Here is a 25,614-nt window from a genome sequence, read left to right as displayed (position 1 = left end):
TCGGTACCGGAGAGGGTGAAACGCGCGGGCGGACGGACATCGTGAGGGGCATCGGGGCCATCAGGGACGACAGATCGTCCGGAGGCGGTCACCCGTGGTATTGCCCTCGCACAGCGTCCGGAGCGCCTCGGTGTGGCGGGGGGAGCGGTTGCGCCAAAGGGCGTAGTAGTAGGCGGCCCGCACGATGTCGGGCCGCGCGGCCTCGCGGTACGCCGCATCGGCGTTGCCGGGGTCGTAGAAGCGCGCGAGCTGCCAGGCCGCATCCACGCTTGTGACCGGATCGGCCTCCTCGAACGCGCGGAAGGCCGCGCTCCCCTGCCGGGAGGCGAGCGCCGTCTCGCCGAGCGCTAGGAAAGCGCCGGCCGGCGCGCGCTCGTCGACGAGACGGGCGTAGCGCTGCCGCAGTTCGGCGGCCGACAGGCGCGAATCCGGCTCGGGAGGGGCGGGCGGCGGGCTCGGCTCCTCAGCGGGCGCCTCGCGACGGGCCACGATCTCGGGCAGCCGATCACGGAACAGGTAGGCGCCGCCCGCAGCCAGCGCGAGGAGCATCAGCGCGACCAGCGGCCAGAGCAGCCGGCTCTTCCGCGCCGCCGGCTCGGGCGCCGGCGGTGTCGCGGGCGCGGCGTCCTGCGCCGGCTCCTGTTCCGGGAGCGGCACGGCCTCGGCGGTCGCGACGGCCGGACCACCGGTCCCGTCCCGGGTCAACGTCGGAACCGCTGCCGGAAAGCCGGCGAGGATGCCCCCGCCGGACGGCGCGGGCGGTATGAACGGCCACGCGACCACACCGAAAGAGGTGCCGTCCTGCGCGACGATCTCGATCGGGATCAACTCCTCAATGCGGTCGACGACGCTGGGTCCGAAGCGCGCGACGGCCCGCCCGTCCCGCTCCGTCACCGCGAGCGGCGCGAGCCACGCGACCTCCGGCTGCCAGCCCTCCGCCCCGAGATGCCGCGGCTCGGTATCCTGGCGGCGGAACGAGAGCAGCGGCGATCGCAGCGGGCGACCGAGATCGATGAAGGCGTAGCCGCCGGCCTCATCCTCGTCCTCGGTGATGTGGATCGTCATGGCGAAGGCTTCTTGGGCAAAGCGGGGCGGGGGCGGAGCGAGCAGTTGGGGCCGGTCAGGCGGCGCGCGCCTCGAGGCCGGCGAGGATCGCGCCGATCCGGGCGTTCTGCGCGAGGTCGATCGTGACGCCGGACGCGCTCTTGGCGTTGTCTTCGACGACCCGGTAGAAGCCGTGGAACCAGTCGGTGGCGAAGGTGTGCGCGAAGGTTGCGGGGGCCTGCCCGATGCTGCGGGCGTCATAGCTGACCGGACGCTGGGCGAAGGCGACCCGATCTCCCGCCTCGTCCTGGATCGAGGGTCGCTCGCCGGCTGGCGGAACGAGGGTGAACCCGAGGCCGCCGGTCAGCCGGTTGAGGCGGGTCGCCGCGATCAGCGCGAGCTTGACGGTCGATTGCTCGGAGCGCTCGACGGTTGCCAAGTCCCGCAGGTCGGAAGCGATGCCACCCTCGATGTCGGCGCGGCGGGCCAGGATGATCAGCTCGCTCACAACGATCTCCAGTGCGGACAGCGGGACAGCGAAGCGGCGCGCGAAGTCCTCGGTCTCGATCGTGCGGCGCAAGGCCCCGATCCAGGCGGCCACCACGGCCCGCGCCATCGCGCGCTCCCGGTCAGTGCCAGGGTTTGACGCCTCGACCCGGGGCGCCGGCGCCGCGCCTGGCCGCGGGATCGCCCCGGGGCGGGCAATGCGCGCTGCCGTGACGGGGGACGCGGACTCGGCGGTCACGCCCTCCGCCCCGTGCAGGGCGTGCGCGAGCGCCGCGGGATCCACCATGAACGCCCGCAGGAGCGAACCGAGCTGGCCGGCCGCCACGACCGCATCGAGCGCGTCGAACACGTGGCCGGCCGCCTCGCGTCTTTCGGCCAGCCGCGTCTCGATGTCGAGGGCGACGTGGAAGCGGGCGAGCCGCTCCCGCATCTCGGCGCGCAGGGCCTCCAGCCGGGAGGCGATCTGCTGTGCCTTCAGCGCCGGCCGGCAGACCCGCGACAGGTTCTCGACGAGGTAGCTTACGCCGCCGTCGTTGAGGCGAAGGGCCTCATCGAAGGCGCGGCCCGGATCCGCAAAATGCGCAGTCGCCTCCGGCAGGGCGGCGAAGCCGGCGCGCAGCTCGGCGATCCGCTCCTGCTTCTCCGGCAGGAACGCCACCTCGCGCCGCCCGTCGTAGCGGATGACCGATTCCGCCGGGTAGTTCGGGTTGCGGAACCAGTAGGTGTTGCGGAACGGCGCGCCCGGAATCCATTGCCGCGGCCACGTATGTGCCTTTCCGAAAAAACCGAGCAGCGAGGCCTCGATTCGGTTGCGGAAACGCAGTCCCGCGTCCTGGCCGACGTCGCCGGCCTTGTCGACGAAGTGGCTGTCGAACCACGTAAGCACGAGGAACAGCAGGTTCGGCAGCTGCGCCCGCGCCTCCGGGCTCGATCCGTGCGTGAGCGTGATCCAGCGCTCCACGAGGTCGGGCAGCGTCACAACCTCCTGGTTGGAGGGGCGGACGCACAGCATCATCGCGGTCAGCTCCTGCTCGGCGACGTAGCGGTCGAACAGGTAGGCGACCTTGCCGCGCAGGAAGGTCTCCTTCAGTGCGTCCGAGTGCGCGGTCAGGAAATGGGCGAGATCGACCTTCTGCCGGCTGCGGGCGCCGGGGAAGTCGAGCAGGTCCGCCTCCTGCAGGAAGGCTCGGGGCGTGTCGGCGATCTCGATGCGCAGCTCCGCAGTGATCGCCGCCACGGTGGCGCGCGCCAGCGTTACGGTCCTGCCGCCCGCCGCGTGCACCGTCAGGGTATCGTCCGAGCGGGCCGCCCCGAGGCCCGCAAGGGTCGCCACATCGAGGATGCTGCCCTCGCGGGGCACCAGAGCGGCGAGCGGCGCGAAGATCTCCTCCGGATGGTTGAGGCGTTCCAGCGCCTCCGCGAGCTGGCGGTAGAGGGCCGTGAAGGCCGCGTGCCCCCCCCAGAGCGGCGCGAACAGGCGGGCGCGCCCGTCGAGGTCGAGGTCCCCGGCCAAGCTGCGGGCCTCATCCCAATAGCGGGCGAGATCGTCGAGAGGCCGCATGCCGCGGGCCTGATCGCGCACGTAATCCTGCAGGTCGTCGATCGCGACGTCGCCGAAGCGCGATGTGCCGGGGCGGGCCTGCGCCTTCAGGCTCACCAGCAGCGCGGCGATGGCTTCGGGGCCCGGCGGCGTGTCCTTTGTGGCGTCGCCGTCGTGCAGGAAGGAGTTGCACAGGACCTTGACGAGATCGACCTCGCTGAGGACCCGCAGGCGGACCGGCGCACCGGGCGGCGTCTGCCCCGCCGGGGCTCCCGTACCGGCCGTGAAGCGGGTGACCAGCCCCGTAGCCTCCTTCTCGCCGATCGGGTTGATCTCGGCCAGGAAGTCCACCGGCTCGTGCCCGTCGAAGCGAGCCCGCAGGGCGCCGTCCACCGGACGCGCCAGGACCTCGACCAGGTAGGATTTGCCCGCCTGGCTTGGCCCGAACACGCCCGCGCACATCGGCCGGGCCGCCGCGCGGGCCAGCCGCTCGGCCCGGTTGGCCGCCTTCCGGACGTAGCGGATGAGATCCGCACGCTCGCGTCCGACCGCGCCGGCATTGGCCTCGTCGCCGAGCCACTGCTCGGCGTCCTCGGCCAGCCGACCCGTATTCCTGCAATCCTGCGCCAGATGTTCGGTCGACATGCGTGATCTCAATCCAGGGCGAGGATGCCGGTGTCGAGCCAATATCCCTGCTCCGAGGCCAGGGTATCGAGCACGAGCTCGATCTTGCGTCCGACGTCGAGACCGTCCGCGTCGTAGGCGTCGGTGATCTCGAACTCTTCCTTCATCGATTCCGAGCGCAGCAGAGCATCCGGCCCCTCGTCGTCGGGCCGGCCGTCGCCGCTGCGCTCCAGGGTGATCTCAAGGGGCAGCCGCATCTGCGTCGCTTCCTGGCCAGCGCGCATCCGCAAGCGGTACAGCGGCGTCGCGATCCAGCGCTCCACCGGCAATTGCCGGTACCCCAAACGCATCGGCGCGTAGTACCGGAGTTTCGCGCTCATCGCCGGTCCCGTGCGCCGGGCCGAGGCCGGCGCATCGAGATCGACCTCGCGGAAGACCAAGCCCGCGTCGCGGAGCTGGCCGCTCAGCTCCAGCTCGCCGATGTAGCGCGCCGTGGAGCGCAGCGCGAGGCGGCGGGTGAACAGGGTGAAGTTGGTGAGCTGGCCCTCCGCGAGCGCGCAGAGCATGCCGCCGACCGCGGTGGTGGTCTTGGGATCGCCGATGCGGCGGTTGTCCCGCTCCCGGAACGGGTACCACGTGCCGGCCTGATACTGGTGGAGCGGCACGATCCGGTCAGGCGAGACCGCCAGCTTGTCGACGAGGCAGTCGACGAAGGCCTGGAGCCGCGACGGACGGCCCGAAAGCAGAACCACGTCGACGTCGAGGGCGTGCACGGCCTCGCACAGGTTGTCGAGGACGAGGTCGAGCGTCGCGACCACGCAGGCGCCGACCACGTCGGCCCGGCTCTCGAAGACGCAGTCGGTCAGGGTGAAGTCCGCCGCACCGGCGGCGCGGGCCGGGATCTCGAGGAAGTCGAGCAGGCGCTGCTGCGGCAGGGCGCGGCGCAGGATCCGGCCGCCGCGTTCGGGGAAGAACTCGGCGAAGGGGCGCGCGGTGATCTCGGCGCCCGCCTCGACGTCGCCGAGGATGCGCAGCCCGATCGGCTCCAGCACCCGCGACACGAATTGCCGCCGCAGATACTTCTCCTGCTCGGCCATGTTGGCGCGGTCGCCGCCGAAGCGCTCCAGTAGCAGAGCGTGCGGGTCGGGATGCCCGGCCGACCGCAGCGCCGCCTCGATCGTGGGCAGGACGAGGCGCTCGATCACCCGCTTGAGGATGTCGTCGCCGGCGATTCGGAACCCCTCGCGGAAGTTCTGCACCGGTTTGATCGCCCGGTTGCCCTCCGCGTAGTAGGTGGTGATCATCAGGTCGGTGGTGCCACCGCCGACATCGATGCTGGCGATCCGCACCGACGGCTCCGGGCGTATCTCCGGGCCGGGTGTGGTGTCGGGCTCCGCGAACGGCCGAGGCCGGCCGACGAGCCGCAGGAAGCCGTCCACGGCGCCGCCGAGCTTCTGGGTGATCTCACCGTACAGGTAGACGAACTGGACGCAGCTCGCCTCGTCCCACGCGACGTGGACCTCGGGCTGGGTCAGGCCGGGGGGCGGATTGTCGGCCCAGCCCATGAGCTGCCAGATGAGCTTCACCGCGCCCTCGGCGCGGGACCGGAGCAGCCGCTGCTCCTGGACCGGCATGGCGGGCGGCAGGGTCAGGATGATACGGCGCAGCTTGCGCGGGGCGTCCTTCGTGCGCCGGCGCTCGCGCACCCCGGCATTGTTGATGGTCGACAGAGCGTGGCAGACCACCTCGGCGACCATGAAGGTGAAGTAGGACGAGCGCGAGAAGGTCAGGCGCGAGGCGCCGACGCGATCGTCGGGCTGGACCCGGATCCCGTAGCGCTTCCGGTCGGCATCGAGCTGCGCGATGACGTCGCCGCGGCTGTTGACGAATTGCCGGATCGTGCGGTCGATCAGCGGGCTCGTCCCGTCGGCGCCGTAGTCGCGGTCGGGGAAGCGCCATTCCTGGTTCACCGGGCGCACGTCGCACAGGTAGCGCTTCGGGCTCGACAGGCCGCCCACCGCCTCGGTTCCCTGGGCGAGCTCGCGGAACCGGCTGGCCTCGGGCCCGACCCGGACGGGGCTCGGCCAGAAGAACGCCCGCGGGCGCGCCGACAGGCGCGAGAGATGATCGCGGCCGAACCGGGCGTGCGACAGCTCAACATGGCTCTCGAAGGGCTCGGTGTAGACCTGCTCGGGCTCGGACAGGTCGCGCAGTTGCAGCACAAACGAGTTGTTAAGGTCGACCCGGTCCTCGTTCGGGTGGGACTCGATCAGGATCCCGCAGGTGCGGCTGTTGCCGATATCGAGGATCAGGTCGACCGTGACCGGCCGGATCGCCGGCTCTGCCGTCACCGTATCGGTCAGCCGCAGAGTCCGGGGCCGGACCGCCATCTGCAGGTACTCGAGGAAGACCAGATAGCGGGCATAGTGCTCGAGCGCGTTCGGGAAGTCCGTATCGCGCAGGGGGCGATCGGGCCGCTGCACCGCCTTGAACTCGCGGAACTGCTCCAGCAGCCAGGCGGGGACCCATTCCTGGAAACCGGCCAGCCGGCGGGTCTCCTCGTCCTCCCCGGCCGCGCCCAGGAACCAGCCGATGTCGCGGAAGCGATGAGCGAAGCGGAACTCGTGCTCGTTGGCGGCGTCCTCCAGGCAGGGCGCCGTGTAGGGCCGGTTCGGGCGCCGCTCGAGCAGCTCGGTGTCGAAGGCGAAGATCACACGGTGGCTGATCGGGCTGTCCAGCGCCCGGTCGGCAACCTCGACGATCCGCACGCGCGCCCAGTTGGTCGGTCCGAGGTCGAGTTCCTCGCCACCCTCGACGCCGGCCTTGACCCGCAGCATCGGCACCGGGGTCCATTTCTCCAGGAAGACCTCAAGGGCGCCGCGCTCGCCGACCGCGTATTCCCGGTCGTCACCGCGGGCGGTCTCGACCGCGTCGGCGCCCGGGTCGTCCTCGTTCCAAGTCGGGAGCAGGCGGTAGGTTCGCCGCCCGTCCCCCTGGGGCGTGCCCGTGACCGCGCGCTCGACGAAGCGGCGGGACAGGCGCCCGACCGTGTCGATGTGGAAGGCGTATTCCACGAACTGAACGCCGCTGTGCGGGACCAGCCGGATCGTGGGGCCGAAGGAGACGGGATCGACGAACATCGCGGAAGATGGATCTCTTGAGGCGCGTGGCGGCGGGTCGGGAACGGCTCTGGGCGTCGGGTCGGTCAGGGCACAGCCGCGTTCCCGGTCGGGGCCTGGGGGCTGCTCGGAGGCGTTGCCGCGATCGGCAGGTCGAAGGACAGCACGGCCTGCGCGACCCGCTCCGTCGAGATCCGGCCGGCACGCTGCTCGACGATCTCCCCGTGGCGCGACAGGATGACCTGGAATGGGATCTCCGGCCTCGCCTCACCGTGACGCGCGAAGAGCCCGACCTCGATACCGTAGCGACCCTCGGGGGCGGGGGCGTCGTCCCAGATCACGTGCTCCACCGGTCGGCTGGCGCTGCTCCCGCCCTTCTCGTTCTGGTCGGCCACGAGGCGGGCGCCGCAGGAGGCCCGATGCTCGAAGCTGATCCGCGTGCGGTCCGGACAGACGACCTGGAGGTCGAGATCGGACGCGCCCTCCCACGCGAGCGTCAGTTCGAGACCCTGCCCGCGCTCGATGCCGGTAAGACGCCGCGCGAGGTCGGGCGGGATCACCTGCGGGGCCTCAAGCGCGGCCCGCCGCGGCGGCACCGGACAGCTCGCGTCACAGGTCAGCGCCCGGCGCGTGAGGGCCAGTTCGGCGGCCCGCACGGCGTCGTCCGTGGTCTGAATTGTCGCGAGGATCGCGCTGCCGTCGGGATCGAGGGCCACCGACGGCGCGGGGCAATGATCGGGCAGTGCCGCGCGTATCAAGGCGGGCCAGTCGCCGCTGCCGACGGCGCAGGCGCGCAGGAGCCGGTCCGCCAGGACGCCGCAAAGGAGGACGAAGCCGAGCCAGAGGATCGGCGCAAGCCATGGCCGCCGCACGGATACGATCTGAACGCCGGGCCGCGGCGCGGCCGCTCCGGCCATGTCGGGAGGCGACGCTGGCGGCGGCGACCAGGGATCGGCCGGCGCTTCCACCGCCGCGGCGCTCGCCGTGATCGCGGCGCCGCGCGCGACGGCCGGGCTGTCCGAGCCCGCGCGCCGGTAGCCCCAGGCCACTAAGACTGGCTGGCCGTCGACCGACCACAGGTGGTCGGCGTCCGGAACAACGAGCGCGTCGCGCAGCAGACGGGCGAGGTCACGCGAGGCCTCGCCCTCGCGCTCCACTCCGTCCGCGAAGACGGTGATCTCAGCGACCAGACGGGCCGCGGTCTCGCGCAGGGTCGTGGCGGCGGCGGGATCGAGCGCGGTCACGGGCTGCGCATCGCCGTCGACTGCGGCGAACCACGCGAAGCCGGCACGACCGGTTCCGGCGACCGCGACGGGGGCCGGTTCGGCGAACAGGTGCCCGTGCGCCGGGCTGAGACGACGCGCCAGCAGGTCGACGAGCTGCTCGTATTGCTGCGCGAGCTTCGGATTGACCGGGTCGAGGCCGAGGCGCGGCGTCTCGGTGAGCTTCGTGGTCGCGGACATGATGACGACCCCTCAGCGTGCCGGCGGCCGGGCGTCACGCCCCGGCCGTGGGGCGGTCCGCGCGTCCGGCCGCGGGGCCGTTTGGCCGGACGGTGCGGCCGGTGCCTGGGCGGGCGGCGTCGCGGCAGCCTCGGCCGGCTCCGCTGCCGCGGTCGCCGCGGGGCGGGGCGTCGCCTGGAGATCGCAGGGCCGGTCGTCGACAGCCGCGGCCACGCCGGCGCCTGCCAGGAACGCCGCGAGACCGTCCGCGCCGAGAGCGTAGCGCGCGGTGACCGGCATGCGATCGTCCGTGCGGCCGAAGGCGTTCACGCCGACGACGCGGCTGCAATAGTCGACGAGCGGGCCGCCGCTGTTGCCCGGCGCGATCTCGGCCCCGTGCAGCACCAGCGTCACGGCGGCCTCGTCGTAGCGCTGCAGGTGGTTGACCACGCCGGTCTGGACCACCGGGACCAAGTCACGGCTCGCCGCGGCGTCGCCGTCCCGGAGGCGCGCGAAGGTCGGGTCGGTACCGAGATAGAGGCCGGGGAACCCGGCCGCGACCACCGGCGTCAGCGGGCGGCCCGGCTTCGCGAGCGCGAGGGGCCGCCCTCCCGAGCGTGGCGGGACCCGCAGCAGGGCGAAATCGGTCAGAGCGCCAGGTGCGCCGACCTGCACCAGGGTCGCCGGAACGACGCCGGCGTGCCGCCCGGCGATCATCAGCGTCGAGGCCCCCTCCACGACGTGGCGATTGGTGACGACGAGATCGTCCGTGACGAAAAATCCCGAACCGGTGGCGTCGCCGGCCAGGACCAGGACCGTGCTGCGCTCCAAGCGGTCGACGAGCCCGTCCGTGGCCGGCGCGCTGGGTCGATCGGAATCCGCCGCCGGTCCGGATGGCGCGACGGCGGCGCGCGCCGCGGGCGGCGCGGCGGGATCCGCTGGCAGGCGCACGCCCGCCGGGCTCTGCGGAACGAGTCCGGGAAGTTCCGTCCGGAGACGGGGGCAGGCGAAGCTCTCCGCTGCGGCGAGGACGTCGCGCCGGCGGCGAAGACCGTCGAGCCAAGCCGTCTGGAGAGCCCTGGACTCGGCCGAGACGGCCTGGGGCAGGGGCGGGAAGACCAGCACGCCCGGCACGTAGGAGAGCGCGACCAGGGCCGCCGCGATCCCGGCGGCGGCGACCGGCGCAATGGTGCCGCGCCCAATCCGCCGTTCGGGGGCACCGAGCCGCGGTCCGGGCGACGCCTCCGGGCTGGCCGCAGCGGCCGGCTCGAAGCGGGCGGCCCAGTCCTCACGGCCGACAGGCGGATAGGGGAAGTGACTTGGGGCGATCGCGCCGAGCGTCGATGCGTAATGGCGCACGCGTCCGCGCTCGTTCGCGGCCAATCCCTGAGGGAGCAGTCCCCAGTCGACGAGGAGCGGGGCGTCACCAACCGCCAGCACGGCGGAAGGTCCCACGAGATTGAGGCACGCCGCCGCGAACGCGCCCGCCTCGCGGTCCCGCAGCACCGGCTCCAGCGCCGCCAGTGCGGCGCCGAGACGGTGCCTGAGCTGGGCCGCGCTGTCCGGTTCGAGGTCGGCCAGCGGCCGGATCCGGCCGTCGAGATTCGTGTACCAGTCGACGCGCGCCAGGGCCGTCCCGTTGCTGCGCGAGATGACCGGCTCGGCGAAGAGTCCGGCAACGGCGTCACCGCCGTGCTCGTGCAGGACACGCCGCAGCCGGTCATACGCCTCGATGACCGGCCGGTCATCGGCGCGGACGGTATCCAATCCGGCCAGCGTCCGGCTGGCGACGAAGCGCGTGGCGCTGGTCATGGCCACACCGCGCGCGCCACCCGCGGCCGCCGACTAATCACAGCGCACCCCCGTGCCGGTGCCGTCGAGTTCGAGGCGCACGAGCGCGTCGCGCGCCTTCGCGGTGCCGCGCTCGGCGGCCTTCACGTACCAGGCCCTGGCCGCCGCGGCGTCGGGAGAACCGCCAATCCCGTTGTCGAGGGCGACCGCGTAGCAGTACATCCCTTCCGGAATGCCCGTCTCGGCCGCGTCGCGGAACCAAGCGCGCGCCTTGGCGTCGCTCTTCTCGAACCTGCGCCCCTGCTGGTAGAGAATGCCGATATTGACCTTGGCCGCGCCGCTGCCCAGTTCGGACGCGCGCCGATAGGCCTCGAAGGCATCGTGGTTCGCGCCCTGTCGGTCGTAGGCGCGGCCGAGCTGGAAATACAGCCGCCGCAGCCGCGGGGCCTCGGCCACCGCAGCCCGGCATGCCGTTACGGCCGCGCCGGCGCGTAGATCCCGGAAATTGACGGTCCGCTGCGCATCGGGGGCATCCGGATCCCACGGAGCGCTCGCGAGACGGTCGCAAGACTGAACAGCCCCACCGCCCGGATCATCGTCGTGCGCAGAGGACGCGTCACAGACGATAAAACCGGCCAGCACAAGGAGCCCAATACCTACCGCGGAGCTCAGCCTGTTTTCGCTAGAACTTCTCACGGTCAGCACCAGAGTGTCTCTCGAAAACGATTGCCACGTTCCACTTACACGTCCGCAGGTTAACGCGCCTACAATCTGAAGTGATTAACAGTGCCCGTTGAGATTGTGTGCGAAAACACAAGGTGATTGTTGCAGGCCGTGGCAGGGCAGCCACATGCGGACCGGGGATCCCGATCGCGGCGCGATGCCGCCAAAGTGGTCGGCTGCCGGATTGGAGCCCTGTTCCGACCGATCCAGCCTCAACGACAGGTGATCTGAACCGTGAAGTCGCGAGCCTTCTCGGCGATGGCTGCGCCGTCCATCGGGTCCGTCGTGCGCACGTTGATCGGCGCCTCGACGCCGTTCGCCTCAAGGAAGTTGAGGACGATCGTCGACTTGATGGCGAAGTTGACGTTCTGCGGCACGTCGCCGGAGGCGAACGCGACCTGCTTGGATTGCACCACCCCGATCACGTTGCCGAACTGATCAAGGGCGGGGCCGCCGCTATTGCCCTGCTGGACCGGCGCCGAGATCTGGATCTTGCGGGTGTCGTCGCCCGAACCCGCCGTTGCCGTCACACTGCCGATGGTGAAATTTCCGGTCGAAGCCAGGACATTGCTCTGGGGATAGCCGTAGACATAGACGTTCTCGCCGAGCCGCGCCCGGATCGAGAGCGGCGGTACCGCTTTCTGGGGAAAATCGGTGGTCAGCACCGCTAGGTCATTTGCGGCGTCCCGGGCCACGAGACGGGCCCGCAGGGCGGTATGGCCTGGCTGCTGGACAGAAATATCCGTGCACGACTCGACGACATGATTGTTGGTCAACAGATGCCCGCGTTCCGACACGTAGAAACCGGTTCCGGTGCTGGTCATGCCGGCTTCGCGCTTGCGCGGGTCATCAGGCGCGGGCTCTGCCTTTGCGGCCGCCGTCGTCACGTCCTTCTGGCAGCCGATGACGGCGTCAAAAGCCTCTGTGGATCCGACTAGGGAGAGGACGGCGATCTGCCGCCCCTGGAAAATTACGTTGATGCTGCCGGACGCTGAAAGGTCAGCGACGAAGCGTTCCTTCAGCCCCGACTGGTATAGCCCGCGCGCGTCCCCGCGCTCGACCCCTGTGAATGTCCCCTGCCACTTCTGGCGGCCCGCAATCATCTGCAGCTCGTATTGTCCGCCGACCTCCAGCGAGCGCCACTTGGCGTTGGTGAGGGCCAAGTACGACGCGCCGCGGGCGCCGTTGAAGCCGAACCACAGCGTCGTCCCATCGCCGTAACTCGCCGCAGCAAGGCAGCCGCCGAGGCTCTCGCTGTAGCCGATGGACCAGCCCGCGACCTTGCCGAAGCTTTTGTCGACCGTGAGCTTCGGTGGCGCGGGCGAGGCCGCGGCGGGGTGAGCCACGCCGCTGGCGACTGCCAGAACAGCGATGGCAACCTTTATGCGAGACATGCGCGTCGATCCGGCGTGCGTCTTGGAAGCTGTTCTCAACGCGTTTGATTGACCGAGGTCGTGGCATTGCCCCGCGGCGAGGCGAAGGGATCGGCGGATGCGTTCACGACCTGCGTCCCCGTCGGGCCGGCAGCGGGCTGCATGGGCTGACGGTTCGCACGAACAACCTTCCGCCGAGGAGCCGGCACGCGACGCACTTCATGAATGACACGGACGGTACGGCGCGGCGCAGCATAAACGACGACGGGGCGCTCGCGCGCCGCCTGCGCGGCAATCGAGCCGGCGATGACGCCGCCGAGGACACCTCCAGCTAAGCCGCCAAATAAGGCGCCCGCGCTTTGCGCCTGAGAAGGCGTCGAAGCCAGTCCTAGTGCGATGATCGCGCCAGCTGCGCCCGCTGACTTCAAGAAACGCCCTGGCATCAACTCACCCTCTACAGACCAGGCCCATAAGTGGCCGCGTCCTGATCTAACCTTAGCCATATTCACGGCGCTGTGAAGGGGGATCGACCTCGTTTTGCCGGTTTTAGGTTGCCTCATTTTCAAAAAGGGCAACGGAAAGTTGCGTAGACAGACCAACCCACCGAGATGAATGTTTAATAGTTTATTGTCTTCGAGTATCTCAGATGTTTTCGCTGTACAATATATTTTTTACTACAACTCCTGGAATATGAGTTTTTATAAGATTGCGACACGTTTCTGTCCTCGATTTCTGATCGTTAAGAGACATAGCCTTCAATGATAATCTATTTATTTGATTTAATAATTTCAAGAAATCCACAATATTGACCTATATTTGAAAAATTTCTCGTAATAACCTTTGAAAACATGGCTGTCAACGTTAATATACAATTCTCAAGCATGATCGTAAGAGAGCATATATCATATGTATTCATCTTAATGCGGCCAAAGTCTGACGAGCGCGACAATCGACTGTAGATAAATCCGGCTGGTTTGGCGGACGGTTCACTTCAAAGCATTTATTCTGCTTACGGCCAATCCCAGCCGCATCGACCGCCGCCTCTGACCGGCCGAGTTGGGGTGGATTTCGGTCCGTCCGCTTTGGGACAACGCATGCATCGACGCGGACAAAGCTGCTGCGGCCGCTTACGACCCCCATCGGAATTCCGCCAGATACGCTTTGAGCACCCGCGAAAGGTCTGGTTTAACCCCACGGATGAAAGCTCCGACCATGCCCTTCATGGGCGTGTCGCCATTATTTCAGAAGTGGCTCAAACCCTTCCATGATCCGCATTCTCGGCAAGGCCAGTTCGATCAACGTACGGAAGGTCCTCTGGACCTGCGCCGAGATCCAGTTGGACTATGATCGGCAGGATTACGGCAGCGGCTTCGAACCAACCGACACGCTTGAATTTCTAGCTTTGAACCCGAACGGCCTCGTCCCTGTGATCGCGGATGAGACAGGCGTGTTGTGGGAGTCGAATACGATCTGCCGCTACGTTGCTACAGTGGCTGCCCGGACCGATCTCCTCCCTGCCGATCCGCGTAAACGCGCTCTCGTTGAGCAATGGATGGACTGGCAGGCGACGGAGTTGAATGCGTCCTGGCGTGTTGCCTTTCTCGGCCTTGTCCGCCGTGACCCGGCGTACTCCGACCCCGACGTGATCACAGCCAGCGTTAATGCTTGGAACAGGACGATGGGCATCCTGGATCGACGCCTCACCTTTACAGGGGCTTATGCGACTGGAGCGACTTTCACGCTCGCCGACGTCGTCCTCGGCCTATCGGTGAACCGCTGGCGAATGACGCCGATGGACCGTCCGGGTTATCCTGCCATCACGGCCTATCACGAGCGCCTCATTGCGCGCCCCGGCTACCGGGCACACGGTGCGAATGGCCTTCCGTAGGAGGCGGAACTCCGTCCTGCGCGGCGCTCGAGTTCCAATTTAGAAGCATCTGCACTGGACCGTTCTGGCGCGCTTGCAACGTCTGCATCCCGATTCTGAGGTGACGTTTGCTTCGCACCCTCAGCCGAAGCAGCCGGATGGCCCATAAGTGACAGCTTCGGGGAAGCATAGTTGGCTTCCGGAACGGCTGGCGTCGGTCCGGAGCGGCAGGCCTGCTGGCTGTGCAATATGCTGAACTCAGCCAATGCTCAGCCTTCAGGTTCGAGCCATGCCGTACGCGTTTGCCAAATCAAGACAATAATGCCCGTGCACGATGCAGCGCGAGATATCCACGATGATGACAAGTATGAGGTTGTGGACGTTCGTACCGATCAGCACTTGATCGAACCGCTCGTCTGCATCGCGATAGACGTCGGTGACGTCGAGAAGCTCCGTGATACGTCCCAGCGGCAGGGCGATCGATTCGGCGTACGACCAGACATCGACGACTGCTTCAGCGGTTGCGGTCACGTTCCGCATCGGAGCGGTGAAGCAGGCTGAGAACTCGGTTTGGGACAAAAGGCGGGGCGCCGTCATCATAGTCCGCTCGTGAGGTTTGTCGTCGCGCTCACCACGAGCCGCGCGGGGAGCGCGTTTTCACACAGCCTCGGCCAACTTCAGTCGTCTGCTGTGCGTCCATTCTCACCGTCAAAATGAGTTCGGCGGCGGTCCGGCAACGGCGCCCCTGGCATCCATGCCAGAAGCGATCTCGAGACAGAGCGATCCCTCAGCGAATCCCGCCATCGCTCAAACGATACCAAGCGATGATCGCGGAAACGTACAGGCGGTGCAGCGCATGGAATGGCAGCGGCGCGATGGGCGTCGGTGATAGGGGGAGGCTGTCGGCATCGCCAGTCGCGAGGTACTCAGCGATCACCCGACCCATCGCCGATTGAAGGCCCACGCCCCGGCCCTGGCAGCCGATGTCGATGAGCAGGCCGGGCGCCGCATCGTGAAGATGCGGCAGGTAATCCCGGGTGATCGCCACGCGGCCGCACCAGCGGTGGTCGAAGGCAACGCCGTCGAGCTGCGGAAAGAGCTTGGTGACGATCCGTTCCAGATGCGCCCAGTCCTGCGGGCCGTGCGGCTCCCGGAATGGGCCGCGGCCGCCCATCAGCAGCCGACCGGTGTGGTCGAGGCGGAAGTAGAGCAGCAGCTTGCGCGTGTCCGAGGAGACCTGCCCCTCGCGCAGGATCGAGCGGCGAAGGTTGTCGGAGAGCGGCACCGTGGCGACCTGGAAGGAGTTTGCCGCGATCACCGTTTGGGCGAGGCCGGGCCAGAGCCCGCCGGTGTAGCCGTTGGTACAGAGGACGACGCGCTCGGTGGTGAGGCGGGCGCCCTGCGCGGTGGTGACGATCCAGCCCGATCCCGTGCGATCGAGGGCGGTCACAGGTGATCCGCCGTAAATTGCGGCCCCGGCCTTGAGGGCGGCTCGGGCGAGGCCGCGGGCATAGCTCAGCGGCTGGACCGCGCCGCCTCGGCCGTCGAACCAGCCGCCGAGATAGCGTTCCGTGCCGAGCAGCCGGTCGGTCTCGGCCTTGTCGAGAACGCGCGCCGGGGCGCCGAGGTCGGCCCATTGGTGTGCCCGCCGCGCGACCTCCTCTAGACCGGCCTCAGTGTGGGCGCCCTGGATCCAGCCCTCGCGCCGGTGCGGCACGTCCATCTCGTGCCGGGCGATGAGATCGAAGACCGTATCGGCGGTGCCACCAGCGAACCGGGCGAGCCGTTCGCCGCGCTCGTGCCCGAAGCGGGCGACGAGGTCGGCAGGATCATATTTAAGCCCCGGGATGACCTGCCCGCCGTTGCGCCCGGAGCCACCGAAGCCGACCTCGCGCGCCTCCAGCACGACTGGGCGGATGCCCCTCTCGGCGAGATGCAGCGCCGTGGACAGGCCACAGAAGCCGCCGCCGACAATGACCACGTCGGCCTGCCCGGATTCGGCGAGCGGCGGCGTTTCTGGCGCCGGGGCCGCCGTGGTGGCCCAGAGCGATGGGGCGAGCGGAAAGGGTTCAGCCACAGCCTCTCCTACAGGGGATGCAGCACGCGCTGCAGGAAGTCCTGGGTGCGGGGGTTCTGCGGGCGGTTGAGGACCTCGGCCGCAGGCCCCTGCTCGACGAGGCGGCCGCCATCGAGGAAGAGCACCCTGTCGGCCACCTCCCGGGCGAAGCCGATCTCGTGGGTCACGACGATCATCGTCATCCCCTCGTCGGCGAGCCCCCGCATCACCCGCAGCACGTCGCCGACGAGTTCAGGGTCGAGAGCCGAGGTCGGCTCGTCGAACAGGATCGCCTCCGGCCGCATGGCGAGCGCCCGCGCTATGGCGACCCGCTGCTGCTGACCGCCGGAGAGCTGGTCCGGCCGGGCGTACTCCTTGCCCGAAAGGCCGACCCGGGCGAGCAGCGCGGCGGCCCGCTCCTCGGCCTCCGGACGGGACTCGCCCTTCACGTAGATCGGCCCCTCGACGACGTTCTCCAGGGCGGTGCGGTTGGCGAACAGGTTGAAGCGCTGGAACACCATGGAAACCTGAGTACGGATCGCCTTGATACTCCGCGCATCCCGGTCGACCCTCTGATCGCCGACGTGGATCTCGCCGCCGTCATAGGCCTCGAGCCCGTTGATGCATCGGAGCAGGGTCGACTTGCCGGAGCCCGACGGTCCGATGATGCACACCACTTCGCCCTTTGCGACTTCGGCCGAGACGCCCTTGATCACCTCCAGGGCGCCGTAATGCTTCCGAACATCCTGCAGGACGATCATCGGCGCCGACCCTTCGCCTCGAAATGCCGAACCAGCAGGATCAGTGGCAGGCTGAGTGCGAGGTACATCAGCGCCACCATCGTGTAGACGCTGGTATTCTTGAAGGTCGACGACGCAATGAGCTTGCCCTGGAGGGCGAGTTCCGCGACCGTGATGGTCGAGGCCTGGGACGAGTCCTTGAGCATCATGATCATGATGTTGCCGTAGGGCGGCAGCGCGATCCGGATCGCCTGCGGCAGGATCACCCGCCGCATGGTCATCCCCCAGCCCATGCCGATCGACAGCGCCGCCTCGACCTGCCCGCGATCCACCGCCTCGATGCCGGCGCGGAAATTCTCGGCCTGGTAGGCCGAGTAGGCGATGCCGAGCCCGATGATCGCCGCCTGAACGGCTGTCAGCGACAGGCCGAAATCGGGCATCACGAAGTAGAGGTAGAACAGTTGCACGATGATCGGGATACCGCGCAGAATGTTGATCATGACCGCGCTGAAGCCTGCGAGGATTGCAATCCCGGAGACCCGCAGCATCGCCCAGACGAGGCCCAGGAGCGTCGACACGACCAGCGAGGCGAGGGTGATCAGAACTGTGAGCTGCACGCCCTGGAGCAGGATCGGCAGATACTCCTGCGCGTCGACCAGGAACTCGCGCATGAGGCTCAGGACCGGTCGGCGGAGGGCGGCAGGCCCCACTTCGTGAGGATCGCCTGGAGCGTCCCATCGGCCTTGAGCTTGGCGAGCGCCGCGTCGATCTTGGCGAGGAGCGCGGAGTCGGTCTTGCGCACGCTGAGACCCACCGAGGCGACGACGGTCGGCTTGAAGGTCTCGACCAGGCGCACGCCCGGGAACACGCCCTGCTTGACGTAGTAGGCCAGGATCGGCGCGTCGGCGAAGCCGGCCTTCAACCGGCCTGAATTGACGTCACGGATGATGTCGGGGATCGTGTCGTAGATCTTCACCTCGCCGAAGAGGCCCGACTTCTTCAGCGGCTCGACGAAGGCGGTGCCGACCTGGGCCCCGACGGTCTCGCCCTTCAAGTCGGTGAAGGAGATGTAGTCCTTGGTGTCGCTCTTCGGGACGATCAAGCCCTCGCCATAGCTGTAGACCGGCGCCGAGAAGGCTACGACCTCCTTGCGCTGAGGTGTGATAAACATCGCCGCCGAGATGATGTCGATCTTCGAGGCGGTGAGCGCCGGGATCAGCGTCGAGAACTGCAGCGGCTCCACCGCCACCGTGAAGCCCGCCTCTTTACCGACTGCGTTGACGAGGTCGACCATGACGCCCTGGATGGTGTTGGTCTTGGTGTCGAGGAACGTGAAGGGCAGGCCGGTGGGCGTCGCGCCGACCTTGAGTGGCTGGGCACCACCCCCCTGACCCAGCAGCCCGAAGAGCAGCGTCGACGCCAGACACAGTCTTGCCAACCGTCTTCTCATCATGCCGCTCCCGCATGTGGCCCGGATGTACGGCGAAGGCCGCGCCCGATTTCACATTAGTGAAGAATACCGCATGTTTTCGTCATCGACGCAAGACGTTTTCACGTGCATGAAGGGGACGACGAGAGGCAGGCTGGTGTGGTGGTGAGCATTTCCCGTGATGGGTCGACGGGCCCAGAACCCGTGGACAGGGCCGTGGGGCAACGCCTGCGCAACCTTCGACGAGCACGCGGACTCTCGCTGGAAGCGGTGGCGTCCAGCACCGGGTTATCGATCGGCTTTATCAGTCAGGTCGAGCGGGGCTTGTCCTCACCGTCCCTCCGTGTGCTGGCGCTTCTCGCGGACACCCTGCAGATCGGGATCGGGGGGCTCTTCGAAGCCACCCTGGACGAGCCCGATCCGGATCCGATCGTGGTGTTCCGGAAGGACCGGCCTGAACTGCAGCTCTGGCGGGCCGGCATTACCAAGCAGTTGCTGACGCCGCCCGGCGGAACGCAGGGCCTGAGCCTGTTCCATATGGTCCTGAAACCCAGCGCCAGCACGGGCAACGAGTTGTTCAGCCATCAAGGCGAGGAGGCCGGCCTCGTCCTAGAGGGCCGCCTCACTCTCGTCGTCGAGGCGCGAACGCTTCACCTGATGGAAGGAGACAGCTTCCGGTTCGAGAGCAGACGGCCGCATCGCTTCAGCAATCCCAACCCGGACGGGCCGACCATTGTGCTATGGGTCAATGTCCTCGGATCTTCCAAATCCCGGCCGTGATAGGGCCGGTCCGTCACCGGCACACAACGGCTGCGGAACGAACGCGGAGCAGCAGATGCTCGAGCGCCGCCGTGGCGTGGTCAGTGGATGCCGGATCGGACCTCGGCGGGGGCACGCCCATGCCGGCCGCGTCGACCAAGCCGTATCGATCCCGGCGGCCGGCGCACCGCCCAATATCTGCGGCGCGACCGGCAAACCAACGATCAGGGCCCGCGCCGCGCGACCAGCGCGACGACCCTGATCGTTGGCGGTTCAGGCCCCCTGCAGGGCGGCCTTAACCTTGGCCGGGGTGAACGGCACGGACCGCACGCGCACGCCGGTCGCGTCGAAGATCGCGTTCGAGACCGCCGCCGGCACGATGGCGGCGGACGGCTCGCCGGCGCCCCACGGCTTCTCGGTCGGCCGGTCTATCAGGTCGATCACCACCTCGGGCACGTCCGGGAAGGTGAGGATCGGGTAGCTCGACCAGTCGAGACTCGTCACGGCGCCGCGATCAAAGGTGACCTCCTCCAGCAGCACCCGGCTGATGGTCTGGATGACGTTGCCGTCGAGCTGGTTGCGCACGCCATCGGGGTTGATGATCTGACCGCAGTCCTGAACCACGAAGAAGCGCGGCACCCGCACCTGCCCGGTGCTGCGATTGACCTCGACCTCGGCCACGCCGGCCACGTAGGTGCGGTTGAGCTCGTACTTCACGTAGGAGAGGCCACGCCCGCGCAGCACGTCGCCCGCGACGTCCTTCACCGGCGAGGGGCGCGCCTGCCACTTGGCGAGATCGGCAACCCGCTTCAGCACTTCGATGCCGCGCGGATCCTTGAGCGCGCGCAGGCGGTATTCCAGCGGGTCGGCGCCGGCCGCCGCCGCGCATTCGTCGAGGAAAGCCTCGTTGGCGTAGGTGTTCTGCATCCGTCCGGGTGTGCGGATCCAGGAGGGCCGGAACGGCGTCGAGGCCAGACGATGACAGACCGTGTGCACGTTCGGGAAGGCGTAGGGCAGGGCCGAGTTGCCGATGATGTTGCCGGGCGCCATCGTGGTCTCGTGCGGCAGGTCGGCCAGTGACGCTGCCACCAGCGGCACGTTGCCTGCTGCCCCCTCCGGAATATAGAACTGGGAGGACCAGGCGATGACGTTGCCCTGCGGATCAAGGCCGGCCTTCAGGTCGATCAGGGTCGGCGGTCCTTTCGGATCCCAGCCATGCTCGTCGGCGCGCGACCACTGGACCCGCACCGGCCGGCCTGTTGCGCGGGCGAGGAGGGCCGCATCGCCCGCCGCATCCTCGTGGCCGTTGCGGCCGTAGCAGCCTGAGCCCTCTACGTAGACGCACCGCACCGCCTCCGGCGCGAGGCCGGTCATGGCCGCGAGCTGCTTGCGCAGGGCGTGCGTCATCTGCGAGGCCGTCCAGCAGGTCAGGAACCCGTCCTTCAGCTCCGCGATGGCGCAGGACGGCCCGATCGAGCCGTGGGTGTGGATGGCGAAGTCGTAGGTGGCTTCGAGCCTCCGGGCCGCGCGGCCGAGCGCCACCTCGGCATCGCCCGTGCTGCTCGTGACGTCGTCCTTGGTGACCTTCGTGGCGCGCACGTGCTGCCAGAGTTTGTCCTGCTCGGGCAGGCCCTCCCATTTCGACCACGTCGCCTTCAGCTGCTTGGCGGCCTTCACGGCCGCCCACTCCTTCTCGGTGACGACGGCCAGGAAGTTGCCCTGGCGCACGACCTTGATCAGTCCCGGGATGTCCGCGACCGAGGCCTCGTCCACGCTCTGCAGATCCGCCCCGATGGTCGGGGGACGGACCACCCGGGCATGCACCATGCCGGGCACGCGGTAATCCTGCATGTAGGTGAAGTGCCCGGTCATCTTCCCGGGGATGTCGACCCGCGCCACTGATTTGCCGACGAGGGCGAAGCGCGCCGGGTCCTTCGTCTTGACTGCCGGATCGACCTTGAGGTCGAGGCGCCCATCCTTCACGAGGTCGGCGTAGGAGAGGCCCTGGCCACCAGCTTTCGGGCGGACGGTGCCGTTCTCGCTCACCAGCGCGTCGGCAGGTACGCCGAGGCGCTCGCTGGCCATCTGCACGAGGCGCGCGCGCGCCGTCGCCGCCGCCTGCCGGATCTCGACGCCGCCCTTCTGGATCGAGAGGCTGCCGTAGGTCGGTCCCTGATCCGGCGTCAACGCCGTATCGCCCTGGACGATGATCACGCGGTCGAGCGGCAGGTCTAGTTCCTCGGCCGCGATCTGGGTCAGGGCGGTCTCGACACCGGTGCCGAGATCGACCTTTCCGGAGAAGATCGTGACGCGACCGTCGGCGCCGAGCGCCAGGAAACTGTCGACGTGGTCCGGGGCGACGGACTTCGCGAAGCCGTTGGTGGCGACCGGCGCGACGGTCTGGGCGCTGGCGCTGCGGCCGGACAGCGAGAAGCCGACCACGAGGGCGCCGCCCTGGAGGAGCAGGCTACGGCGGGAGAGGGCGGGTGCGGTCATGGCAACAACCTCCGTCAGAGCGTGCCGGCCGCGCGCTGGACGGCGCGCACGATCCGCTGATGGGTGCCGCATCGGCAGAGATTCTGGGCGAGCGCCTGCCGGATCGCGGTCTCGTCCGGCTTCGGCGTCTCGTTGAGCAGGGCGGCCGACTGCATGATCATGCCGTTGATGCAGTAGCCGCATTGCGCCGCCTGCTCGGCGATGAAGGCCGCCTGCACCGGGTGCGCCTTGTCCAGGCTGCCGAGCCCTTCGAGCGTCACGATCTTGGCCCCCGCCTTCAGGCTCGAGACCGGGGTGATGCAGGAGCGCACCGCCTGCCCATCGACATGCACCGTGCAGGCGCCGCACTGGCCCAGCCCGCAGCCGAAGCGGGGCCCGTGTAGGCCCAGGTCGTCGCGCAGCACGTAGAGGAGCGGCGTATCAAGGTCGTCCACGCTCACGGGCGCCGCGCGTCCGTTCACGTCCAGCGACATCGGCTGCGCCATCGCGCGTCTCCCTGGAACCATTCTGGGGTGCTCGGCCTATACCCGGCGTAGATCCGGAGCAACGCGGCGGCGTGACAGCGATCCCCATTCGCTGCACGGGCCGTGCTGGCCCCCGGCGCCGTCAGGGAAGCGCATGCCTTCGCAGAACTGCAGTCGATGCCTCCTCGCTCTCGTCCTCGCGCTGTCCGCCGGCCAAGTGCGGGCCGCCGAGCGCCTCCCGCAGGACTGGCCGGAGCCGTCCCGGAAGGCTGCTGAGACCGTGGCGGACAAGTACGGCGCACCGCAGGAGCAGACGGCGACGCTGCTGATCTGGCACCGCAACGGGCCGTGGATCCGGACGGTGGTACACAAGGTCGGAGCCGAGCACGACTTCCCGGCCAAGCACAGCGACGTGCTGGAGCAGAGCCTGCCCTACAAGGTTCCGCTCAACCTCTTCAGCGCCGTCGCGACCTTCAACGGCAGCGTCATCCCGGACCGGACGCGGGGCACGCTCACCGCCTACGGCGCCAGCGAGGCCGAGAACGTCCTGAGCTTGAACCTGGCCCGGGCGGTGGTGCGAGGCGAGCTCACGGCGGAGCAGGCACGGGATAAGCAAGTCACAGCCGTGCAGCAATTGGCGAACAGACAGGTGCCGGACCTCGCGGCCAAGCTTACCCTCGATCAGCAGCAGGAGGGTGACGTCTCCGACCCGGACACCGCGATGATCCTGCTGCCCAGCCAAACCCCATAGTCCGAAGTACGCGGCCTCGGTCAGCGCGTAGCGGCCGTCGACCGACAGATGGAAGCTCCCGGCTACGATCGCCTGTCACAAGCCGGCCGGGATGCGCACGGTGCGCTTCATCAAACCCTGCGAGCAGAGCTCACTGGGGTTGGCAGCGGGGAGGGGGCGATACCGTCCTTTCCTTCACGAGCGTTGTTGTCGCGCATCACCGAAAGAGACTGCCCGCTTTTTTCGGCGAACCTATTCCGAAGCGGCCCAGCGGCTTTCGGCCAGATGCGGACAGCCGCTTGGCGCCCGTTCCAGCCCTTGGCACCTCATCGGTCAGGCCCAGACGCGGACCTGGCTGCGTTCGACAAGCCGAACCGCGCGCACGCGCTCGGGATGATCGAGACCCACTCGGCCGAAAAGGCCGCGCTCGCCGACAGCGCCGCGGCCGCGGCCCGCCATCAGGGTGTTGGTGGCCTCCATGGCAGCGACCACTTTGAGGTGCGCCCCCTCCGTCGGCCCGCCCGCAAATTCCCGCAATCGCGACATAAGCGGTGGCCATGAACCCGCGGGCAGGCAATGCCTGGGTTTTTCGCTTCCGGCCAAGGTCGCATGGCGCTTGCGTCCGAAGGGCGGCCGCGAGCGGCCGGTGCAGTCACGGACACCATGACCCAGTATCTCGTCAGGCGCGCCAACCTCCTCGTGCTCGGCGTCCTCATGGCCATCGTTGCCCTTGTCGGCGCGGTGACGTGGGAGCGCCTCAACGCCTCGCGGGCGGCCCGGGAGTGGTCGCAGCACAGCTACCGCGTTCTCAGCAGCACCAAAGACCTCGCCATCGCCCTGCGCGACGCGGAGCGCGGCCAGCGCGGCTACGTCCTCACCGGCCGGGACGAGTACCTGGCGCCCTACGACGCGGCCCGCGACCGGCTCGGCCTGCTCCAGGGCGAATTGCAGAAGCTCACCGCCGACAACCCCGCGCAGCAGGAGCGCATCCGCGCCATCGCGCCGGCCATCCAGCAGAAGCTTGAGGAGCTCGCTCAGACCTTGCAAGCACGCCGCGACGGCGGGCTTGAGAATGCCTTGCGCATCATCAACGGCGATGCCGGCCGCAATCACATGCGGGACGCCGAGGCGGTACTCGATGGCATGCTCGGCGACGAGCAGCGGCTGCTCGACGAACGCCTCGCCCAGAATGACGCCCGGGCGGCCTGGGTGCGTTGGATGGTTATCGCCGGGTCGGCGCTGGCCGTCCTCACCATGCTCTGGGCGGCACGCCTCCTGAACCAGGCGTGGTCGCGCTCCAACGCGACCGGGGCCGAGCAGCGATCACTGGCGCTTCGCCTACGCACCACCCTCGACAGCCTCAGCCAGGGCGTTGCGGTGTTCGGGCCCGACCGCAGGCTCGCGAACTGGAATGAGTGCTTCCAAGTGCTGCTGGACCTGCCGAAGGCCATGCTTCGGCTGGGTACCGCCTACGGCACCTTCGCCGATCACACCGGCGAGCCCGGCCGCCTCACCCTGGAGACCGAGGATCAGGTCCGCCACGGCAGCTGGAATCCGCGCGAGGCGGTGACCTACGAGCGCGAGCGCGCCGACGGCCATCACCTGGAGATCCGCCGGACCCCGATGCCGGACGGCGGCTTCGTCCTGACGATTTCCGATATGACCAAGCGCGCCCAGGCCGAGGCCGTGCTGCGCGAAGCCCAGAAGATGCAGGCGGTCGGGCAACTGACCGGGGGCATCGCACACGATTTCAACAACCTGCTGCAGGTCATCCTCGGAAATCTGGAGTTCGTCCGGGCGAAGCTCGACGGCGACGCGAGGCTGCAGCAGCGGATCGAGCGCGCGGCCTGGGCGGCCCAGCGCGGCGCGACGCTGACGGGCCAACTCCTCGCCTTCGCGCGCAAGCAACCGCTCGCGCCTGCGCCCGTCGACCTCGCCGCCACGATGCCGGACCTGATCCCGCTTCTGCGGCGAACCCTCGGCGAGCACATCGAGGTCCGCTACGTCGAGACCGCCGGGCTATGGCCAGCGATGGCAGACCCGGCCCAGCTGGAGAGCGCGGTCCTCAACCTCGCGCTGAACGCCCGGGATGCGATGCCGGGCGGCGGCAGGCTCACCATCGAGCTCGGCAACAAGGTCCTCGACGAGGCCTATGCCCGAGACAACGCCAAGGTCGCACCCGGCGACTACGCCATGGTGGCGGTCTCCGACACCGGCCACGGCATGACGCCGGAGGTGGTGGCGCGCGTGTTCGAGCCGTTCTTCACGACCAAGCCCGACGGCAAGGGCACCGGGCTCGGCCTCGCCATGGTGTTCGGCTTCGTCAAGCAGTCGGGCGGGCACGTGAAGATCTATTCCGAGCCCGGCGAGGGTACGACCGTGAAGATCTATCTGCCCCGGGCAGTTGGGGCCTTGGCCGCAGCCGGGCAGCGTACGGCGTCCCCGGTGGAGCTGCCGCGTGGCTCGGCCACGGTGCTGGTCGTCGAGGACGAGGCGGGGGTACGCGAGATTGCCTGCGCGATCCTGTCCGACCTCGGCTACCGGGTGCTGGAGGCGACCGACGGCGAAGAGGGGCTGCGGGTGTTCGGCGCGAACGCGGCGGCCGTCGACCTGCTGCTGACCGACGTGGTCCTGCCCGGCAAGGTCCGGGGCCGCGAGCTCGCCGAGCGGGTTCAGGCCATCCGGCCGGACGTGCGGGTGGTGTTCATGTCCGGCTACACGGAGAACTCCATCGTGCATCACGGCCGGCTCGACGACGGGGTGCATCTCGTCGGAAAACCGTTCAAGCGGGAGCAACTCGCTCGCAAGGTCGCCGAGGTTCTCGGTACTGCCGCGACGGGAGCGGCGACGGCGACGGCCGAAAACGTCGTGGTCCTCCGCCCCACCCGGGATGCCGGACCGTAAGGCCGG

19 protein-coding genes are annotated in these 25,614 nt (G+C 68.6%); 4 read left to right on the top strand and 15 right to left on the bottom strand.

The features are described from left to right. Positions 1-60: 60 nt before the first annotated feature. The 7 genes from MKK84_RS02305 to MKK84_RS02275 all read right to left on the bottom strand — a co-directional run bounded on the left by MKK84_RS02305 (position 61) and on the right by MKK84_RS02275 (position 11,953). The gene (locus tag MKK84_RS02305) at positions 61-1,065 is read right to left on the bottom strand and encodes a hypothetical protein (RefSeq protein ID WP_243916418.1); all 1,005 of its coding nucleotides are present in this window, start codon (positions 1,063-1,065) and stop codon (positions 61-63) included. A gap of 55 nt (positions 1,066-1,120) precedes the next feature. Beyond that, complete coding sequence (locus tag MKK84_RS02300) at positions 1,121-3,736, bottom strand: virulence factor SrfC family protein (protein ID WP_243916417.1); 2,616 nt, start codon at positions 3,734-3,736, stop codon at positions 1,121-1,123. A gap of 8 nt (positions 3,737-3,744) precedes the next feature. After that, the gene (locus MKK84_RS02295) at positions 3,745-6,855 is read right to left on the bottom strand and encodes a virulence factor SrfB (RefSeq protein ID WP_243916416.1); all 3,111 of its coding nucleotides are present in this window, start codon (positions 6,853-6,855) and stop codon (positions 3,745-3,747) included. A 65-nt stretch (positions 6,856-6,920) separates the two neighbouring features. Next, entirely contained in the window at positions 6,921-8,297 is a 1,377-nt protein-coding gene (locus MKK84_RS02290; protein ID WP_243916415.1) for a hypothetical protein, read from the bottom strand. Between the two features lie 12 nt (positions 8,298-8,309). Beyond that, a complete protein-coding gene (locus tag MKK84_RS02285; protein WP_243916414.1) occupies positions 8,310-10,088 on the bottom strand; it encodes a serine protease in 1,779 nt (592 codons plus the stop codon). Positions 10,089-10,121: 33 nt separating this feature from the next. Beyond that, a complete protein-coding gene (locus tag MKK84_RS02280; RefSeq protein WP_243916413.1) occupies positions 10,122-10,772 on the bottom strand; it encodes a tetratricopeptide repeat protein in 651 nt (216 codons plus the stop codon). Between the two features lie 230 nt (positions 10,773-11,002). Next, on the bottom strand, positions 11,003-11,953 hold the full coding sequence (locus MKK84_RS02275; protein ID WP_243916412.1) for a serine protease: 951 nt from the start codon (positions 11,951-11,953) through the stop codon (positions 11,003-11,005). Between the two features lie 1,474 nt (positions 11,954-13,427). Here MKK84_RS02275 and MKK84_RS02270 point away from each other — a divergent pair. Beyond that, positions 13,428-14,051: a glutathione S-transferase family protein gene (locus MKK84_RS02270; RefSeq protein WP_243916411.1), complete on the top strand. Its 624-nt coding sequence runs from the start codon at positions 13,428-13,430 to the stop codon at positions 14,049-14,051. A gap of 255 nt (positions 14,052-14,306) precedes the next feature. On the opposite strand, the gene MKK84_RS02265 is transcribed toward MKK84_RS02270, so the two are convergent. The 5 genes from MKK84_RS02265 to MKK84_RS02245 form a co-directional block, all read right to left on the bottom strand. Further along, on the bottom strand, positions 14,307-14,630 hold the full coding sequence (locus MKK84_RS02265; RefSeq protein WP_243916410.1) for a hypothetical protein: 324 nt from the start codon (positions 14,628-14,630) through the stop codon (positions 14,307-14,309). Positions 14,631-14,817: 187 nt separating this feature from the next. Continuing rightward, positions 14,818-16,107: an NAD(P)/FAD-dependent oxidoreductase gene (locus MKK84_RS02260; RefSeq protein ID WP_243916409.1), complete on the bottom strand. Its 1,290-nt coding sequence runs from the start codon at positions 16,105-16,107 to the stop codon at positions 14,818-14,820. A gap of 8 nt (positions 16,108-16,115) precedes the next feature. Then, positions 16,116-16,847 (bottom strand): amino acid ABC transporter ATP-binding protein, encoded by a 732-nt coding sequence (locus MKK84_RS02255; RefSeq protein ID WP_243916407.1) that lies wholly within the window; start codon positions 16,845-16,847, stop codon positions 16,116-16,118. After that, positions 16,844-17,497, bottom strand: a complete 654-nt coding sequence (locus MKK84_RS02250; RefSeq protein WP_243916406.1) for an amino acid ABC transporter permease — start codon at positions 17,495-17,497, stop codon at positions 16,844-16,846. The genes MKK84_RS02255 and MKK84_RS02250 overlap by 4 nt, the downstream gene beginning before the upstream one ends. A gap of 5 nt (positions 17,498-17,502) precedes the next feature. After that, positions 17,503-18,276 (bottom strand): ABC transporter substrate-binding protein, encoded by a 774-nt coding sequence (locus MKK84_RS02245; protein ID WP_243916430.1) that lies wholly within the window; start codon positions 18,274-18,276, stop codon positions 17,503-17,505. 195 nt (positions 18,277-18,471) lie between these two features. Here MKK84_RS02245 and MKK84_RS02240 point away from each other — a divergent pair, with 195 nt between their 5' ends. Next, positions 18,472-19,035 carry a cupin domain-containing protein gene (locus tag MKK84_RS02240; RefSeq protein WP_243916405.1) on the top strand — a complete coding sequence of 188 codons (564 nt, stop codon included), beginning with the start codon at positions 18,472-18,474 and terminating at the stop codon, positions 19,033-19,035. Between the two features lie 252 nt (positions 19,036-19,287). Here the strand turns inward: MKK84_RS02240 and MKK84_RS02235 are convergent, their stop codons facing one another. Continuing rightward, on the bottom strand, positions 19,288-21,510 hold the full coding sequence (locus tag MKK84_RS02235; protein ID WP_243916404.1) for a xanthine dehydrogenase family protein molybdopterin-binding subunit: 2,223 nt from the start codon (positions 21,508-21,510) through the stop codon (positions 19,288-19,290). 14 nt (positions 21,511-21,524) lie between these two features. Next, on the bottom strand, positions 21,525-21,995 hold the full coding sequence (locus tag MKK84_RS02230; protein WP_243916403.1) for a (2Fe-2S)-binding protein: 471 nt from the start codon (positions 21,993-21,995) through the stop codon (positions 21,525-21,527). 133 nt (positions 21,996-22,128) lie between these two features. Between MKK84_RS02230 and MKK84_RS02225 the strand changes: the two genes are divergently transcribed. Further along, positions 22,129-22,725: a hypothetical protein gene (locus MKK84_RS02225; RefSeq protein ID WP_243916402.1), complete on the top strand. Its 597-nt coding sequence runs from the start codon at positions 22,129-22,131 to the stop codon at positions 22,723-22,725. Positions 22,726-23,037: 312 nt separating this feature from the next. Here MKK84_RS02225 and MKK84_RS02220 read toward each other — a convergent pair whose 3' ends face one another. Then, on the bottom strand, positions 23,038-23,184 hold the full coding sequence (locus tag MKK84_RS02220) for a hypothetical protein (protein WP_243916401.1): 147 nt from the start codon (positions 23,182-23,184) through the stop codon (positions 23,038-23,040). 183 nt (positions 23,185-23,367) lie between these two features. Here MKK84_RS02220 and MKK84_RS02215 point away from each other — a divergent pair, with 183 nt between their 5' ends. Beyond that, positions 23,368-25,608, top strand: a complete 2,241-nt coding sequence (locus MKK84_RS02215) for a CHASE3 domain-containing protein (protein ID WP_243916400.1) — start codon at positions 23,368-23,370, stop codon at positions 25,606-25,608. Positions 25,609-25,614: the final 6 nt, after the last annotated feature.

Origin of the sequence: Methylobacterium sp. E-065 (genome assembly GCF_022829605.1) — a bacterium.
GTDB lineage: Bacteria > Pseudomonadota > Alphaproteobacteria > Rhizobiales > Beijerinckiaceae > Methylobacterium.
Note: the sequence above shows the minus strand (reverse complement) of the source record. Positions and strands in the feature narration are given on the sequence as shown.